Annotated in this window: 14 protein-coding genes; 6 read left to right on the top strand and 8 right to left on the bottom strand. The window is 69.0% G+C overall.

All coding sequences use genetic code 11. The annotated features are described in order from the left end of the window. Positions 1–79: 79 nt before the first annotated feature. The 4 genes from glgB (at position 80) to TA3x_RS25765 (ending at position 4,209) form a co-directional block, all read left to right on the top strand. Positions 80–2,350, top strand: a complete 2,271-nt coding sequence (gene glgB / locus TA3x_RS25780) for a 1,4-alpha-glucan branching protein GlgB (protein ID WP_435017542.1) — start codon at positions 80–82, stop codon at positions 2,348–2,350. Then, positions 2,350–2,937 carry a class IV adenylate cyclase gene (cyaB, locus tag TA3x_RS25775; protein WP_435017541.1) on the top strand — a complete coding sequence of 196 codons (588 nt, stop codon included), beginning with the start codon at positions 2,350–2,352 and terminating at the stop codon, positions 2,935–2,937. The genes glgB and cyaB overlap by 1 nt, the downstream gene beginning before the upstream one ends. Before the next feature lie 109 nt (positions 2,938–3,046). After that, positions 3,047–3,952, top strand: coding sequence for an Ig-like domain-containing protein (locus tag TA3x_RS25770; RefSeq protein WP_435017540.1), 906 nt, complete (start codon positions 3,047–3,049; stop codon positions 3,950–3,952). Positions 3,953–4,065: 113 nt separating this feature from the next. Further along, on the top strand, positions 4,066–4,209 hold the full coding sequence (locus TA3x_RS25765) for a hypothetical protein (RefSeq protein WP_435017539.1): 144 nt from the start codon (positions 4,066–4,068) through the stop codon (positions 4,207–4,209). Positions 4,210–4,290: 81 nt separating this feature from the next. Here TA3x_RS25765 and ribH read toward each other — a convergent pair whose 3' ends face one another. The 6 genes from ribH to polA form a co-directional block, all read right to left on the bottom strand. Further along, entirely contained in the window at positions 4,291–4,767 is a 477-nt protein-coding gene (gene ribH / locus TA3x_RS25760; protein ID WP_435017538.1) for a 6,7-dimethyl-8-ribityllumazine synthase, read from the bottom strand. A gap of 386 nt (positions 4,768–5,153) precedes the next feature. Next, complete coding sequence (locus TA3x_RS25755) at positions 5,154–5,834, bottom strand: Uma2 family endonuclease (RefSeq protein ID WP_435017537.1); 681 nt, start codon at positions 5,832–5,834, stop codon at positions 5,154–5,156. 43 nt (positions 5,835–5,877) lie between these two features. Beyond that, positions 5,878–6,549: a Uma2 family endonuclease gene (locus TA3x_RS25750; protein ID WP_435017536.1), complete on the bottom strand. Its 672-nt coding sequence runs from the start codon at positions 6,547–6,549 to the stop codon at positions 5,878–5,880. Between the two features lie 20 nt (positions 6,550–6,569). Then, a complete protein-coding gene (gene rho, locus TA3x_RS25745; RefSeq protein WP_435017535.1) occupies positions 6,570–8,363 on the bottom strand; it encodes a transcription termination factor Rho in 1,794 nt (597 codons plus the stop codon). Between the two features lie 195 nt (positions 8,364–8,558). After that, a complete protein-coding gene (coaE, locus tag TA3x_RS25740) occupies positions 8,559–9,251 on the bottom strand; it encodes a dephospho-CoA kinase (protein WP_435017534.1) in 693 nt (230 codons plus the stop codon). A gap of 434 nt (positions 9,252–9,685) precedes the next feature. Next, complete coding sequence (gene polA, locus TA3x_RS25735) at positions 9,686–12,382, bottom strand: DNA polymerase I (RefSeq protein ID WP_435017533.1); 2,697 nt, start codon at positions 12,380–12,382, stop codon at positions 9,686–9,688. A 255-nt stretch (positions 12,383–12,637) separates the two neighbouring features. On the opposite strand from polA, the gene TA3x_RS25730 reads away from it, so the two are divergent. Together TA3x_RS25730 and TA3x_RS25725 are read left to right on the top strand one after the other, a co-directional pair. Next, a complete protein-coding gene (locus TA3x_RS25730; protein ID WP_435017532.1) occupies positions 12,638–14,458 on the top strand; it encodes a MutS-related protein in 1,821 nt (606 codons plus the stop codon). A gap of 67 nt (positions 14,459–14,525) precedes the next feature. After that, positions 14,526–15,452 carry an alpha/beta hydrolase gene (locus tag TA3x_RS25725; protein WP_435017531.1) on the top strand — a complete coding sequence of 309 codons (927 nt, stop codon included), beginning with the start codon at positions 14,526–14,528 and terminating at the stop codon, positions 15,450–15,452. A 159-nt stretch (positions 15,453–15,611) separates the two neighbouring features. Here TA3x_RS25725 and TA3x_RS25720 read toward each other — a convergent pair whose 3' ends face one another. Together TA3x_RS25720 and TA3x_RS25715 are read right to left on the bottom strand one after the other, a co-directional pair. Beyond that, positions 15,612–15,875 carry a hypothetical protein gene (locus TA3x_RS25720; RefSeq protein ID WP_435017530.1) on the bottom strand — a complete coding sequence of 88 codons (264 nt, stop codon included), beginning with the start codon at positions 15,873–15,875 and terminating at the stop codon, positions 15,612–15,614. An 849-nt stretch (positions 15,876–16,724) separates the two neighbouring features. Further along, on the bottom strand, positions 16,725–17,111 hold the full coding sequence (locus TA3x_RS25715) for a hypothetical protein (RefSeq protein WP_435017529.1): 387 nt from the start codon (positions 17,109–17,111) through the stop codon (positions 16,725–16,727). Between the last annotated feature and the right edge of the window lie 109 nt (positions 17,112–17,220).

Below are 17,220 nucleotides of genomic sequence, written 5' to 3'. Positions count from 1 at the left end.
CCTTCGGGGTATGATGGGCACGTCGGTTGCGACGAGGCAGGCCATGTCCCGACTTGAGGCCCGCGAGGGAGCTGACAGAATGACACGTTCGAGCGAGGCGAAGACGATGGCACCAGCGACCGCGACCCCTCTGGCCTCGCCGACGACGCCCGCCGACGTCATCGACCACATCATCCACGGCAATTACTGGGACCCATTCTCCGTGCTCGGGCAGCACGAGGTCCAGGTCAAGGGCAAGGCCGCCCGCGTGATCCGCGCCTTCCTGCCCGACGCCGCCAAGGCCTGGGTGGTGAGGCTGGACCAGGGGGAACCGGGCACCCGCGTGCCCATGACCCGGGTGAGGGACGAGGGGTTCTTCGAAGTCATCATCCCCGACCACGCCCTGCGGTTCCCGTATCGGCTCGCCGTCGAGAACCACGACGGCCACGGCTGGGAGTTCGTCGACCCGTATCAGTTCGGCCCGGTGCTGACCGACTACGACCTCCACCTGCTCGGCGAGGGGACGCATTACAAGAATTATGAGAAGCTGGGCGCCCACGTCAAACACCATGAGGGGATCCAGGGCGTCCACTTCGCGGTCTGGGCGCCCAACGCCCTCCGCGTGAGCGTGATCGGCGACTTCAACCACTGGGACGGCCGCCGCCACGCGATGCGCGCGGTCTCCGGCGGGTTCTGGGAGATTTTCCTCCCCGACCTCCGGCCCGGCGAGGTCTACAAGTTCGAGATCAAGAGCCGCCACAACGGCTACCTCGTCCAGAAGGCCGACCCCTACGGGTTCGCCGCCGAACTCCGGCCCAAGACCGCGTCCAAGGTCTGGGACGTGACCCGGTTCGCCTGGAACGACCAGGACTGGATGAAGGACCGGGCCGCCCGGCAGGGACTCGACGCCCCGGTCTCGATTTACGAGTGCCACCTCGGGTCGTGGAAGCGGAAGCCCGAGGACGGGGACCGCTACCTGACCTATCGCGAGCTGGCCGACGACCTGGTGGCCTACCTCCGCGACACCGGGTTCACCCACGTCGAGTTGTTGCCGATCACCGAGCACCCGTTCGACGGCAGCTGGGGCTACCAGCCGATCGGCATGTTCGCCCCGACCGCGCGGCACGGCACGCCCGACGACTTCGCCTACTTCGTGGACACGCTCCACCGCCACGGCTACGGCGTGATCCTGGACTGGGTCCCGGCCCACTTCCCGCGCGACCTCCACGGCCTCGGCTTCTTCGACGGCACCCACCTTTATGAGCACGAGGACCCCCGGCTCGGCGAGCACCTCGACTGGGGCACGAAGATCTACAACTATGGCCGGTCCGAGGTGCGCAACTACCTGATCGGCAACGCCCTGTTCTGGCTCGAACGCTACCACCTCGATGGCCTCCGGGTCGACGCGGTGGCCTCGATGCTCTACCTCGACTACTCCCGCAAGGCGGGCGAGTGGATCCCCAACATCCACGGCGGCAACGAGAACCTGGAGGCGATCGGCTTCCTGAAGCGTCTCAACGAGCTGTGCCACCAGGAACACCCGGGCATCATCACCGCCGCCGAGGAGTCGACGAGCTTCCCGGGCGTCTCCCGGCCCACCTACCTGGGCGGGCTCGGCTTCAGCCTGAAGTGGAACATGGGCTGGATGAACGACACGCTCAAGTACATCGAGAAGGACCCGATCCACCGTAAGTACGACCACGGCCAGCTCAGCTTCAGCCTGATCTATGCCTTCACCGAGAACTTCATCCTGCCGCTGTCGCACGACGAGGTCGTCCACGGCAAGGGATCGCTGATCGAGAAGATGCCCGGCGATGTCTGGCAGAAGTTCGCCAACCTCCGGCTGCTCTACGGCTACATGTTCGGCCACCCCGGCAAGAAGCTCCTGTTCATGGGGGACGAGCTGGCCCAGTGGCAGGAGTGGAGCGCCGACCGGAGCATCGACTGGCACCTGCTACAGTGGCGCGACCACCAGGGGATCAAGCGGCTGGTCTCCGACCTCAACCATCTCTACAAGTCCGAGCCGGCGCTGCATCAAGTCGACTTCGACTGGCAGGGGTTCGAGTGGCTGGAACTCCACGACTGGGAGAACAGCGTCCTGGCCTTCCTCCGCCGCGGCAAGGACCCCAGGGAAGCCGTCGTCGTCGTCTGCAACTTCACCCCGGTCGCCCGGGAAAACTACCGGATCGGCGTCCCGGAGGCCGGCTACTATCGCGAGATCCTCAACACCGACGCCGAGGGCTACGCCGGGTCGAACTTCGGCAACGCCGGCGGCGTGTGGGCCCACCCCGGCGAGTGGTCAGGCCGGCCGTTCCACGTCTCGCTCCGGCTCCCCCCGCTGGGCGTGCTGTTCCTGAAGGTCGAACGCTGATGGGGTATGAAGTCGAGATCAAGTACCGGGTGCCCGACCACGCCGACCTCGCGGCCCGCCTCGCCGCGGCCGGCGCGTCGGCCGGACCGGCCGTCGACAACACTGACCTGTATCTCGCCCATCCCTCGCGCGACTTCGCCCAGACCGGCGAGGCGTTCCGGATCCGGTCCGAGGGGGAGGGCAACGCCGTCACCTACAAGGGGCCCAAGCAGGGGGGGACGGCCAAGACCCGCGAGGAGATCGAGGTTTCGTTCGACCCCGGGGCCTCGGCCCGGTCGCAGATGGCCGAGGTCTTCGACCGCCTCGGCTTCCGCCCGGTCGCCACGGTCGCAAAGACGCGGATCTCGTACCACCTCGACGACGGCGGGCGGGCCATGAGCGTGACCCTCGACGATGCCGGCGAGCTGGGCCTGTTCGCCGAGGTGGAGACCCTGGTCGACGGGGCCGGCGACCTCCCCGCCGCGCAGGCCGCCGTGAACGACCTGGCCCGCCGGCTCGGGCTCTCGGAGGTCGAGCCGCGGTCCTACCTCCGGATGCTCCTGGAGCGGCGGGGGATCATGCCCGGGAAATCCCCTGGGCAAACTTGAGCTTTTCCGGTAGAACCCCGGCTCGCATCGGGCACCGCATCATCGAAGTCCTTTGACACGACGCACGATGATCGCTCGGGCAGGGATGCCGAGCCGGGAGCCGCTCGCGATGGACAAACGCCGCTTCGTCCCCAGGTCGGAAGGTCTGGAGATCCGCAACCTGCTCAGCACCGCGAGCACGTCCGCCGCGAATCCCGCCGCGGTCGCCGCGGCCGCCAACAGGGGGGCCAACGCCCAGGTGACGGCCAACACGGCCGTGGCCGAGACGATCCAGACCAAGTTCCAGCGGATCGAGAACCTGCCCTTCTTCCTCGGCCGGTTGACCGAGAACAACAAGCTCCCGGATGCGGCCATCGCCGAGATCCAGACCGCGCTCCGCACCAACGTCGCGGCCCTCCACGCCTCCACGCCGCAGCTGGTGAACAAGTTCAACGTCGACCTGCGCCGGGTCCTGACCAACCAGAACATCCGGCCGAGCGACGCCCAGACGCTCAGCAACGACTTCGACGCGGTGCTCAAGGGGGCGGGCGCCTCGGCCACCACGCGGGCCCAGCTCCGCGATGGCATGAACCAGCTCACCCAGTTCGATTCCACCCAGCGGACCTCGGCGATCGTGGTGGCCAACCACTACGCGACCGTCCTCCAGGTGGCCCTCGGCACGGGCCGGCCCCTGCTCCAGCCGGCGTCGCCCCGCCTCACGCCGGCCGGCCGCACGGTCTCCAAGGGCATGGACTTCACCCGGTCCAATCAGCCCACCTTCACCGGCTCCTACACCGACGGCGCCACGATCCAGATCGTCGACTCCGGCGGCCGGGTCCTCGGCACCAGCGCCGTGACCGACGCCTCGGGGCGCTACTCGGTCAAGATCGCCACGCCCCTGCCCGATGGCAAGTACACCGTGTTCGCCCGCGCGACCGACCAGAACTTCGCCAGCGAGCTGAGCAAGCCCTACACCTTCACCATCCGGACCCCGGTCGTCACGACCCGCGGGGCCACCCCGTCGGGCCCCCGCTGAGCCATCTACCGAAGATCGGGACGAGAAACCGGCGAACTCGGATTGATTCCCGCGGTCCGAGTCCGCACAATGGGCGCTTTCTCGCCCGACCGAGAACCCAGTCCAGGTGCGCCATGAAGAAGAAGACCAAGCATCGCAAGAGCAGCAAGTGGCGGCGCAAGGCCGACAGCTCGCCCGTCGCCAAGGGCCGCCGCGTCAAGCGGCACGGCGTCCGCAACCCGCTCAAGAAGAAGCACCTCGGCGGCGTCGGCCTCTGAGCCTCGCCCTCGCCGGAACGAACCGAACGAGACGCGGCACGCCGCGTCTTCGTCGTTTCGAAGGCCATCCATCGCCCGGGATCAGGCCGACGCGCCGTCGATCTGCCCGAGCAGGTTGACCATCTCGATGGCCGCCATCGCGGCGTCGATCCCCTTGTTGCCGGCTTTCAGCCCGGCCCGGTTCAACGCCTGCTCGACGGTGTCGGTCGTCAGCACGCCGAAGATCACCGGCACGCCGGTGCTCATCCCCGCCTGCAGGACCCCGCCGGACGCCTGCCCGGCGACGTGGTCATAGTGCCCGGTCTCCCCCCGGATCACGCACCCCAGGCAGATCACCGCCGCATATCGGTTCGTCTCCGCCATCTTCCTGGCCACCAGCGGGATCTCGAACGACCCCGGCACCCAGGCCACGTCGATCCGGTCCGCGGCCACGCCATGACGCGCGAACGTGTCGCGGCACGCCGCCAGCATCGGCTCGATGATCAGCGAGTTGAACCGGGCCGCGACGATCGCGAACCGGCCGGCGGGCGGGGAGAAGTCACCTTCAAACGTGGGCATCGCTCGGGGTCTCGGGCCTGGGTATATCGGAGTCAAGTTTCAGAAGTGTTCATCGTCCAGGGACGGTGATTTCGCGGCACGGCCGAGGTCGGCCTTCGCCCTCTCACTCGCGTACTTCGTTGCTTCATCGAAGTCGATGGAAGCCCAAAGCATACCGCAATCGCGGCAGAGGAGAGCATCGGATTGAAAGTTGAGGATTCGCGGCCAGAAACCTAAGAAGGAACAGAATTGCTGCCAGGGGGTTTGAGGGCCGTTCCAGCGGAAATAGACCGGAGTGGCGAGACCCGGATGACCTTGAAGCTTCCCGATCAACACTCGCCCGCCGAGGCATCGGGGGCAAAAGTCCGGGTCGCTGGCCTCGTCATGACTTTTGGAGATCGGCCTTTTCATTTCCTGTCGGCCCTGGTCTCAACGAGACGGCGGGCCCAGTCGCGGAGCATCCGGACCCAATCCGACTCCACCTCGCGCAGCCCACCCCCGAGGGACAGGGCTTCCAGGACCAGCGACGGGGTGAGCACCGGCAGCGAAAGGCTCCGCTCGATCTCCCGGTACTGGCCGTCGGTCAGGCCGAGCATCTGGAACTTCCGACTCTTCACCCGGTATCGCCAGACTTCCGGGACGCCGAGCGTCGCGTAGACCGGCAGGCGTCCCGCCGAACTGACGCGATTGTCGACCTCGATCCAGAGGTCGGGCGGCGGGTCGCCCGCTTCAAGATTTAGTTCGAGTTCCCTCGGCAGGCGGGCAACGTTGGGGATGTAGAACGACTGGTCGGGCTCCTTGCCCACCCCGAGGAATGGGCCGTCCCCGGCCTTCTTGAACGTCGAGCTATCGCACCCCTCGTAGGCGAGGCCCAACGCATCAGCGACGGTGGTCACGATCAATCGAAGGCGGGCGCTGGGACGTTCGTGGGCGAGATAGATCGGCGACACGATTTCGAGCGTCCCGTTGTGATAGGACATGCGGACGTGCCGGTTCGCCTCGTCCTCGACGAGTTGCGCATACATCGCGTAGGGGACGCGGTGCAGGACCTTCACGTCGCGGTGCTGGCGGCGGGACGCCGTGGCCATCATCGCCTCCGGGCCGGGACAAGCTTCTTGCCGAGACCCCATCTTAATCGCTGGCCCGATCGGCCACGAGCCTGCCGATCGAATCGCGGAGCCGGCGGATCCAGTCGAGGTCGGAAAGGTCATGGTTCGTCGTCAGCGCGTCCCGGACGAAGGCCGGGGTCAGGATCGGCAACGATAAGCTCCGATCGGCCACTTCGTAGTTGTTGCCGACCAGCCGGAGGAACTGGACCTTGCGGGACTTGACCCGAAACTGCCAGACCTCCGGGACGCCGAGGGCCGCATAGACCGGCAGCCGACCTGCGGAACTGACGCGATTGTCGACCTCGATCCAGAGGTCGGGCGGCGGGTCCCCGGCGTCCAGGTCGACCTCGCGATCGGTCGGGAGACGGCGATGGTTGGCGAAGTAGAAGCTTTGGTCGGGCTCCTTGCCCACGCCGAGGAAGGGCCCGGCACCGGCTTTCATGCAGGTGCCGCTCCCGACGGCCCGATAATCGATGCCCAGCACCTCGGCGGCGGTCGTCACCAGGAAGAGGAGTCGGACGCTCGGGATTTCATGTCGGAGATGCTTGGGCGACACGATTTCGAGCGTCCCGTCGTGGTAGGACATGCGGAGGTGGTCATTCGCCTCGTCCTCGACGAGGAGTCGGTACACCTCGTAGGGGACGTTGCGAAGGACCTTCACGTCGCGATGCTGGCGGCGGGACGCCGTGGCCATCGTGTCGCCTCCGACCCGGCTCAGGACAGGTTCATGCTCATCAGGAACTCGGCGTTGGACTTGGTCTTCCGCATCCGGCCGGTGAGCAGTTCCATGGCCTCGACGGGGTTCATGTCGTTGAGGACGCGGCGGAGGATCCAGACGCGTCGGAGTTCCTCGGGGTCCATCAGCAACTCCTCGCGGCGGGTGCCGGAGCGGTTGACGTCGATGGCCGGCCAAACCCGCTTGTCGACCAAACGCCGGTCGAGGTGCAGCTCCATGTTGCCGGTGCCCTTGAACTCCTCGAAGATCACGTCGTCCATCCGGCTGCCGGTGTCGATCAGCGCGGTGGCCAAAATCGTGAGGCTGCCGGCGTCCTCGATCTTGCGGGCGGCGCCGAAGAACCGCTTGGGCTTCTGCAACGCCGAGGCGTCGATGCCGCCGGTGAGGATCTTGCCGGAGTGCGGGGCCTCGGTGTTGTACGCCCGCGCCAGGCGGGTGATCGAGTCGAGCAGGATCACCACGTCGCGGCCGTATTCGACCATCCGCTTGGCCTTCTCGATCACCATCTCGGCGACCTGGATGTGGCGGCTGGCGGGCTCGTCGAAGGTCGAGGAGATGACCTCGGCGGTCGGCCCCTTGACCGAACGCTCCATGTCGGTCACTTCTTCCGGGCGCTCGTCGATCAGCAGGACCATCACGTAGGCGGTCTCGTGATTGGCCAGGATGCTGTTGGCGATCTTCTGGAGCAGGATCGTCTTGCCGGTCCGCGGCGGCGCGACGATCAGCCCGCGCTGGCCCATGCCGATCGGCGAGACCAGGTCGACCACCCGCATGTTCATGTCGTCGGGGCCGTGCTCCAGGGTGAGCCGGCCGAGCGGGTGGAGCGGGGTCAGGTCGTCGAAGCCGACCTTCTCGCTGAGCTTGTCGGGATCTTCGAAGTTGATCGCCTCGACCCGGAGCAGCGCGAAGTAGCGCTCGTTCTCCTTGGGCGGGCGGATCTGGCCGGCGACGATCGCCCCGGTCTTCAGCCCGAACCGGCGGATCTGGCTCGGCGACACGTAGATGTCGTCGGGGCAGGGCAGGTAGTTGTAGTCGGGGCTGCGGAGGAAGCCGAAGCCGTCGGGCAGGACCTCCAGCGTCCCCTCGCCGAACATCAGCCCGTTCTGCTTGACCCGCTCCTTGAGGATCTTGAAGATCAGATCCTGCTTCTTGAGCCCGGTGAACTCGATGACCCCCTCGCTCTTCGCGGTGCGAATGAGCTGGGGCATGGTCATCTTCTGCAGCTCGGTGAGGTGGATCTCGCCGCGCTTGATGTCCTCGTAGCGATCGTGGATCGCGTTGTCGCCGAAGGCGTCATCGTCGTCCTCGCCGGGGATCCCGGCGGGGATGGGCAGGGCCAACTCATCGTCCGAGGCGGGCGGCGGCATCACGCCGAACTCGCGCTCCATCCGCGCGGGGGCGGCCGGGGCCTGCGCCGCGACGGGCTCGGCTTCCCGGGAGCGGACGGGGATGCCGTCGCGGGCCTCGACGCGGGAGCCGACCTCGCGCTCGGCGCGGTCGCGCGAGATCCGGTCGCGGAGGGTGGGACCGGCGGCCTCGCGGGCCCGGGCCGGCTCGCGCTCGATCTGCCGTTCGACCCGCTCGCGGGGCGCGGGGGCCGGGGTCGCGACCGGCTCGGCGGCCGGGGCGTCCTCGGGCGGCCGGGGCGTGGCGGCGACCTCGGCGGTCGGGGTCGGGGCTTCATCGGTGGCCGGGGCGGCGGCCGTCGCGGCCTTGCTCCGGAGCCGCGACGTGGAGGAGGACTCCCGGCGCGGGCGCGTCTCGTTGGGCATGGGGATCGTAGCTCCTCGTGCGGGCGGGCGAAGTCGGGCGGCCGTCGGTCCGCGCGCCGCCCGACGGCGATATGTCTGGATGGGAGATGGGTCGTTTCGGGGAGATCCGGTCGCACGCCGGATCGGGCGGGGGACGAGGCGGAATCCTGGGGGAACGGGACGTGACGCGGGAGATCGGGGGCGTTGGCCGCGGCTTCAATCCATCTCGGGAAGCCTCGGGGGCATCAGGAGCTCGCCCTTCCGGGCGCGGGGCCGGGCGATCAGCCGGGGCCACAGGGCGTCGACCTCGGCCTTGAGCTCCTCGGGAGTCCCGGCATTGGACAGGACGTGGAAGGCCCTTCGCCGCTTCTCGTCGATCGGCCCCTGGATCTTTTCGCGGGCGTCGAGCGTTTGTTCGTCCCAGCCGCGAGATTCCGCGACCCGGGCCAGCCGGACCTCGCGCGGGGCGTCCACGAAGACCACCGTGTCGCACAGCGACTCCCAGCCGGCCTCGTAGAGGATCGCCGCGTCGAGCACGACGGCCGGGACCCGCCTCCGCCTTTGCTCGCGGCCGATGGCCCGCTCGAACGTCTTGCGCATCAGCGGGTGGAGGATGGCCTCCAGGTCGCGGAGCCTGTCGGGGTCGGCGAAGACGATCGCCCCCAGGGCCTTGCGGTCGATCGGCCGCCGACCCACGCCCGGCTCGTCCCCCTCGGCCCCCTCCTCCACCGTCCCGAACTCGCCCAGGATCGACTCGCCGAACCGCTCGATGACGACCTCGCGGCAAGGGCGCTGGGACAGCAGGACGTGGCCGATCTTGTCGGCGTCGAGGATCAGGGCGCCCCGGGCGGCGAACTCGGCGGCGACCCGGCTCTTGCCGGCCCCGATCCCGCCGACCAGGCCGATCACCGGGACCGGCCCGAAGCGCCAGGCTCCGGGGGGACGTCGACGGGGGGCAGGTTCGGGGCGGTTGTATCGCGGCATGTTAAAACGATGGGGAGTCGTGCCCGAATGGGTCGGGCGAGGGGGCGGGTCGCGAGGGCACGCACGAAGCCCACGGCGATGGATGAGAACCGGGCGAGCGATGGGGCCGCGTCCAGGAACGGAGGGACGGTCACCATCGCGAACGGAACCGCTGTGAGTCCCAAGGTGATCCGGTCGGTCGATGCCGGCTCGCGGGCTTTCTGGCCCGGAGGGCCTCGCCAGGCGTGAGGTGACGGATGGCGGGCGAGTCGATGGGTGACGCTTGGGGGATCGCGAGCGATTGCTTCACGGTTTTTATACGACATCCACGCACGCCTTGCAATCGCAATCGCCCGGGAATGCCCGCATCCCGCCCGATTTCAGGGGCTGGGCAGGCTGGTGGTGTCCAGCCAGTTCGGCCCGACGCCGACGTCGACCTGGAGCGGCACGTCGAAGGGGATCGCCCCGATCATCTCCGCCCGGACCAGCTCGGCCAGGGCCGGGATCTCGGCGTCCGGGGCCTCGAAGACCAGTTCGTCGTGGATCTGCAGGAGCATGCGGGCCTTGAGCCCTTCCGACCGGATCCGGGCGTCGACGGCGATCATCGCCTTCTTGATCAGGTCGGCGGCCGAGCCCTGGATCACCGCGTTGACGGCGGTCCGCTCGGCCAGGTTCAGGTTCCGACCCGTGGTGTTCTTGATCCCGTTGATCGACCGCCGCCGGCCCAGGATCGTCTCCACCCGGCCGTCGCGGGCGGCCCCTTCCAGGGTCCGGGTCATGAACGCCTCCACGCCCGCATATTCATTGAAGTAGGCGTCGATGAACGCGGCCGCCTCCGCCTGCGTGATCCCCAGGCGGGTCGCCAGGCCGAACGGCTTGATCCCGTAGATCACGCCGAAGTTGACCGTCTTGGCCACCCGACGCTGGTTGCCGTCGACCTCGGCCTCGGGCACCTTGAAGATCCGGGCCGCGACCGCCGTGTGGATGTCGATGTCGTTCTCGAAGGCCCGCAGGAGGGCCGGATCCTTGGAGTAGTGGGCCAGGATCCGGAGTTCGATCTGCGAGTAATCCGCCGTGAGCAGCGACCAGCCCGGGAAGCCGGCCACGAACGCCTGGCGGATCTGGCCGCCGTCCTCCGACCGGATCGGGATGTTCTGGAGGTTGGGGTCGCTGGAGCTGAGCCGGCCGGTGGCGGCGACCACCTGGTTGAACGACGCGTGGACCCGCCCCTCGGCGTCGGCCAGGCGGGACAGGGCGTCCAGGTAGGTGCTCTTGAGCTTCGCGAAGTGGCGATGCTCGACGATCAGCCGGGGCAGGGGATGCTTGCGGGCCAGGTCTTCCAGCACCTCGGAGTCGGTGCTCGGGTCGCCCCCGGGCGTCTTCTTGTATGACGGGAGCTTCAGCTCCTCGAACAGCACCGTGCTGAGCTGCTTGGGAGACCCGATGTTGAACGGGTGCCCGGCGTGCTCGTAGATCGATGCCTCGATGGTGGCGATCTTGGCGGCGAACTCGGCCGAGAGGGCGTTGAGCCGGGGGACGTCGACCTTCACGCCCGCCGTCTCCATCCCGGCCAGGATGCCGATCAGGGGGCGTTCCACCTCGGCGTACAGGTCCCACAGCCCCTGCTCGCGGACCTTGGGGGCGAGGATCTCCTCGATCCGCCAGGTGGCGTCGGCGTCCTCGCCGGCATACTCGGCGACCTTGGCCACGTCCACCTTGTCCATCGTGACCTGGGACTTCCCCTTGCCGATCAGGGACGTGATCGGGATCATCGCGTGGTTCAGGAGCCTTTGGGAGAGCTGGTCGAGGTTGTGGTTCCGCTCGCCGCTCTCCAGCAGGTAGCTCAGGACCATCGTGTCGGTGACCGGGCCCCGGATGGACACGCCGTTGCGGCCCAGGATCAGCATGTCGTACTTGACGTTCTGCCCGACCTTCTCCGTCTCCGGGCTGGTCAGGGCCGGGCGGATCGCATCCAGGGTGGCGTCCAGGGGCAGGACCTTGCTCCCTTCCGGGCCCATCACCGGCAGGTAATAGGCGACGCCCGGCTTCCACGAGAACGACAGCCCCACCAGCTCGGCCTGCAACGGGTCGATGGCCGTGGTTTCGGTGTCGACCGAGAACCGGGGCTGCCGGTTCAGCTCCTCGGCGAACGCGGCCAGGGCCTCGGGCGTGTCGACCAGGCGATAATCGGCGTCCCACGGGGCCTCGACGGGCGACGCGGTGTCGACGAGTTCGTCCATGAAGCGGTGGAACCCGCATTCCTGGCAGATCGCCTTGAGGGCCTGGAAGTCGTAGCCGTCCGACTTCAGCGCCTCCCAGTCCAGTTCCACGGCCACGTCGAGGTCGAGCGTGACCAGTTCTCGGGCCGTCCGCGCCGTGTCGGCGTGGGCGGTCAGGTTCTCCTTGCGCTTGGCACCGGACACCTTGGCGATGTTGGCCAGGATGTTGTCGAGCGTGCCGAACTCCTGGAGCAGGGTCGCGGCCGTCTTGAGGCCGATGCCGGGCACGCCCGGGACGTTGTCCACGGTGTCGCCGGTCAGGGCCAGGGTATCAATCACCTGGTTGGGCCGGACGCCCCAGTCCTTCATCAGCCCATCGACGTCGAGGTATTCCTGCTTCCGGAGGTTGAGGATCCGCGTGCGCTCGTCCAGGAGCTGGCGGGCGTCCTTGTCGGCGGTGCAGATCACCACGTCGAGGTCGCGGGCGGTCGCCTTGCGGGCCAGGGTGGCGATGATGTCGTCGGCCTCGGCTCCGGGGACGATCAGCACGGGGACCTTGAACGCCTCGAAGACCCGCTTGATCACCGGGATCTGCGGGACCATGTCCTCGGGCATCGGCCCACGCTGGGCCTTGTACTCGGCGAACTTCACGGCCCGGGTCGTCTTGCCTCCGCCGTCGAAGGCCGCCGCCAGGTAGGCCGGCTTGTGGACCCGGAGGATGTTGAGCAGGTCGCGGAAGATCCCGAACACGGCATTCGTCGGCTGCCCGCTCGGGCTGGTCATCAGCGGGATCGCGTGGAAGACCTGGTAGATCAGCGAGTAGGCGTCGAGGATGAAGAGGGTCGGCCGTGGGTTCATCGTGCGATGTCGCGGAAGGGGAAGGGATGGGCGGCACGACGGAAGGGCGGGCGTCCGGTCCCTGGAGCCAGGCCCCAGTTTAGGCATCGCCCGCCCCCAGTCAAGCGCCCGCCCGCGGTTCAACCGTTCACGACCGGGGCGAGGGGCCCGCCGATGGCCGGCTTGAGCGACGCGGTGCCTCCGGGTTACGATCGCTCGCGAGCGTGGGGCGATGGGCCGTCGCGCGGGATGACGGCGGGATCGGGGGTCGGGATCTTGGACGCAGGACATGGACCGGGGCCGGGCGATGCCGCCACGACGCCCCACGACGAGTATCGCCGACGCCTCGACGCCGCCTCCGCCCGCGTCGCCCACCTGGCCCGCTACGATGATGCCGGGGCCACCCTCCGCCTGGTCCTGTTCATCGCGCTGGTCGTCCTGGCGGTCATGGCCTTCCGGGGGAGCCTGGGCGTGGCCTGGCCCCTGGTTGTCCTCGGGGCCTTTGCCTTGCTGGTCGTGGTCCACGGCCGCGCCACCGCCGCCCGCCGCAAGGCCGAGGCGATCGCCGCCTATTACCAGGTGGCCATCGATCGGCTCGACGGCCGGTGGTCGGGCCGGGGGAACCCGGGGACGCGGTTCCTCGACGAGGATCACCCCTACGCCGCCGACCTCGACCTGTTCGGCACAGGATCGATCTTCGAGCGGCTGTGCCTGGCCCAGACGGCGGCCGGGGAGCGGACGCTGGCCGCGTGGCTGCTCAGCCCGGCCGATCCCGCCGAGGTGAAGGAACGCCAGGCCGACGTCGCCGGGATGCGGGGCCGGCTCGACCTCCGCGAAGACCTGGCCTTCCTGGGCCGCGACGTCCGGGCCGGGGGCGACCCCGAGGCCCTGGCGAAATGGGGAGCCGAGGGGCCGGCCGCCGCCTCGCCCGCGTGGCGTTGGGTCGCCTTCGGCGTGATGGCGGCGACCGTCGCGACCCTGGTCGCCTGGCTGTCCGGGTGGCCGTGGCCGAGGCCGTTCCTGGCCCTTCTGGCCGCCGAGTGCGTGGTGGCGCTGCTGGCCCGACGCCGCGCCGACGAGGCCCTGTCCGGCGTGGCCGATCGCGGGCCCGAGTTGACCCACCTCGCCGACCTCCTGGCGAGGATCGAGCGCGAGCCGTTCGGGACCGCCGGGCTCTCCGCTCGGGTCGCCCGGTTCGACGCGGGCCGGGGCAAGGCGTCGGCCCGCCTGGCGCGGCTGGCCCGGCTGGTGACCTGGCTGGAAGCGCGGCACAACACGGTCTTCGCCCTGATCGCCGCCGTGCTCCTCTGGAAGACCCAGATCGGCCTGGCGGTCGCCGCCTGGAGGGCCGCCCACGGCAAGGAGATCGGCGGCTGGCTGGAGGCGGTGGGCGAGATCGAGGCCCTGTCTTCCATCGCCGGCTATTCTTATGAGAACCCCGACGCCCCGTTCCCCGAGTTTGCCGAGGCCGGCCCCATGCTGGAGGCCGAGGGCCTGGGCCATCCCCTGATCGCCGCGGCCCGCTGCGTCCGCAACGACATCCGCCTGGGGGCCGAGCCCCGGGTGCTGGCGGTGAGCGGGTCGAACATGTCGGGCAAGAGCACCTGGCTGCGGACCGTGGGGGCGAACGTCGTGCTGGCCCAGGCCGGGGCGCCGGTCCGGGCGACCCGGATGACGTTGTCGCCGCTGGCCGTGGGCGGGACGCTCAAGGTCCACGACTCGCTCCAGGAGGGGCGGTCGCGGTTCTACGCCGAGATCCTCCGGCTCCGCCAGCTGCTCGACCTGGCCAGGGGGCCGAGGCCGCTCCTGTTCCTGATCGACGAGGTGCTGGCCGGCACCAACTCCCACGACCGCCTGCAAGGGGCCGAGGCGGTGATCCGGGGGCTGCTCGACCGGGGCGCCATCGGCCTGTTCACGACCCACGACCTGACCCTGGCCGAGGTCGCCGGCAGCCTGGCCCCGCTGGCGATCAACGTCCACTTCGCCGACCATCTCGACGCCGACGGCCGGCTCGCCTTCGACTACCGGATGCGCCCCGGCGTGGTCGAGCACAGCAACGCCCTGGCCCTGATGCGGGCCGTCGGCCTGGAGGTTTGACACGGCCCGGCCTCCGCATGAGACTGGGGCCCGGTTCGACCCACCCACCTCTCCGGGACCCCACGTCATGCTCCGACGGTATTCCCTGCTCCTGGGCCTCGCCCTGATCGCCCCCGCGTCGGCCCCGGCCGCCGGGCCGCAGACCTTCCCGCTCTGGCCGAACGGGGCGCCCGGCGCGATCGGCACCGAGCCCGGCGGGCCGGAGTCGTCGGGCGACATCCCGACCCTGACCGTCTACCTCCCCCCGAAGGAGAAGGCGACCGGGGCGGCCTTCCTGGTCTGCCCGGGCGGGGGCTACGGCATGCTCGCCGCCGATCACGAGGGGATGGAGGTCGCCGAGTGGCTCAACACCCTGGGCATCGCCGGCATCGTGCTCAAGTACCGGATCTCCCCCAGGTACCGGCATCCGGCCCCGCTCGTTGACGCCCGACGCGCGATCCGCACGGTGCGATCGAAGTCGGCGGAGTGGGGCATCGACCCCAGGCGGGTCGGGGTGATCGGCTTCTCGGCCGGCGGCCACCTGGCGTCGACCCTGGCCACCCACTTCCGCGACGCCGAGGCGAACCCGGCCGACCCGGTCGACGGCTTCACCGAGCGGCCGGACCTGGCGATCCTGCTCTACCCGGTCGTCAGCTTCGAGGCCGAGACCGGCCACAAGGGCTCGGCCCGCAACCTCCTGGGGCCGGATGCCACCCCGGAGCAGATGCACGAACTGTCCAACGAGGCCCAGGTCACCGAGCGGACGCCGCCGACCTTCCTGGCCCACACCGTGGCCGACGTCGTGGTGCCGGTCGAGAACAGCGTGGACTTCGCGATGGCCCTGCGGAAACACAAGGTCCCGTTCGAACTCCACCTCTTCGAGACGGGCCAGCACGGGCTCGGCCTGGGCAACGGCTCGGCCCGCCACAAGGTCGTGCCCAACGCGGCGTTCCAGGCCTGGCCGGGCCTGTGCGCCTCCTGGCTCAAGGGTCATGGCTTCCTGGACAAACGCTAGGAGGGCGAGGGGCGGATCTGCCCCCGCCGGCCGCGGGAGATGGCGGGATCAGCCGGGCGCCGCATCCCGTGGCCGGTTGATGGGGCCGTGGGGTGCGGGGGTCGGCCGGATCGTGCCGGGAGGCTGTCCGCTGGGGTGGACAGATCTGGCACGATCCGATCAGACGAGGGGCGGTGCCCCACTCCGGCCCCCGCCGATCCGCGAACTCATCACGGCCGTGGGCCGATGGACCGTGGTGCGATGGTGGTGGAAGACCGACGACGTCAGGATGGCGAGGTGGAAGAGGGCCAGCGCGACGATTCCGACGGCGAGGGTCGCGATCAGTGCGGGGGCCAGGTAGATGACCAGTGCGATCCGAACGATCCTGGTCACGAGGTCGGGACCGCGGCGGGAGACTTCCTGCCAGTAGGAAGGCCTAGCCATAAAAACGATCTCGCTCTGGGGGGGGAGGATCCGGAGTTTCGAGCTTACCTTAACAATAGATTTCGAATCGCTGCATGACAAATTAACACGAATTGAGTGATGCAAGGATGCTGCAGTTGATTACCCCGGGAAACATTGACACCTGTAGCGATTATCCGATGCATGAACCCTTTGCTGGCCCGCCCTTATCGGTCCCGACCCGAAATTCGACGCCCGATCCATGAAGGATCGGCCCGGGCGTGGATGATCGCCCGTCCCCACATCCCAGGCCGGCGATGACCGCGGATCGAGGCAAGCGGATGCCCGAAGTGCGACTGGATCGGCGGGAAGACGCCATAGATGGTCTCTAAATTAGCCGATCGGTCGTTATTCAGAAAGGCGACCTTGCCGAAGGATGATGGGTCCATCATCGTCGCACCCCGCCCGGCAGAGAGCCCGGCGGCGGCCCAGTCCGTGCGAGCCGCCGTCCTCCGACCGGAACCGCATCTTGGTGAAATCCTCCACCTCGGGCAGGAAGGTGAAGATCCGATCTCGGACCTTGGCATCCGCGCAGGGAGAGGTCGGCATACCAAGGCCAACTTGCCCGGATCTCGGCTCCAGGCGGACGAGGCGGGATCGGGCACGATCTCCTCGGACTCGTCGTCGATGTCGTCGGGGAAGGCTCCCGCCAACGCCCAGCAGGCCCCGGGTGCGGGAGCGGTGATCGACTTCGCGAGGGCCTTCTCGGCGACGGAGAGGAGGCGATAGCCCATGCCGCTCGCGGCCTTCCCCCCCCAGTCCTCGATGGGGCCAGGGCCCCCGGCCGCCTGGGTGGCCGGGGCACGGGCGATCAGCGCGGGCGTTCGGTCTTCAGGCGCGGGAGGTGGTCAGGCTTTCCCAGCGGTCGAACAGCCGCTTGAGGGCGGCCTGGGCGTCGGCCACGCGGTGGTGATCCTCGTGATAGAGGTCGCCGGTCTCCTGGGGGAGGCGGCGGACGGCGTCGGCGACCTGGTCGCGGGCGCCCTGCATCTGGGCGTAGATCCGCTCGAACGACGGCCGCTTGGGGTCGTTCTTTAGCGAGGCGAGCATCTGCCGGGCGTAGCCGATCCGGTTCTCCACTTCCTTGAGCTCGGCCAGCCACTTCGGCTTCTCGTGGAGGTGGACGCGCGGGGGGTAGGAGGGGTTCTTCTTGGGGTCGGCGGGGCGCCGGGGGCTCGTCTCGAGTTCGCCTTCGGAGACGGGGTTGGAGTCGCTCACGGAATTCGGGCTCCGGCGGATCGTCGATCGGGAGGGGCGCGGTCCCGGCGTCTCGTTGAGGGCGGGAGCCCCGTTCGGCTACAATCATGCCGCAAACGCCCGCCGATCT

The sequence above is a fragment of the Tundrisphaera macrotermitis genome (assembly GCF_051175315.1).
GTDB lineage: Bacteria > Planctomycetota > Planctomycetia > Isosphaerales > Isosphaeraceae > Tundrisphaera.
Note: the sequence above shows the minus strand (reverse complement) of the source record. Positions and strands in the feature narration are given on the sequence as shown.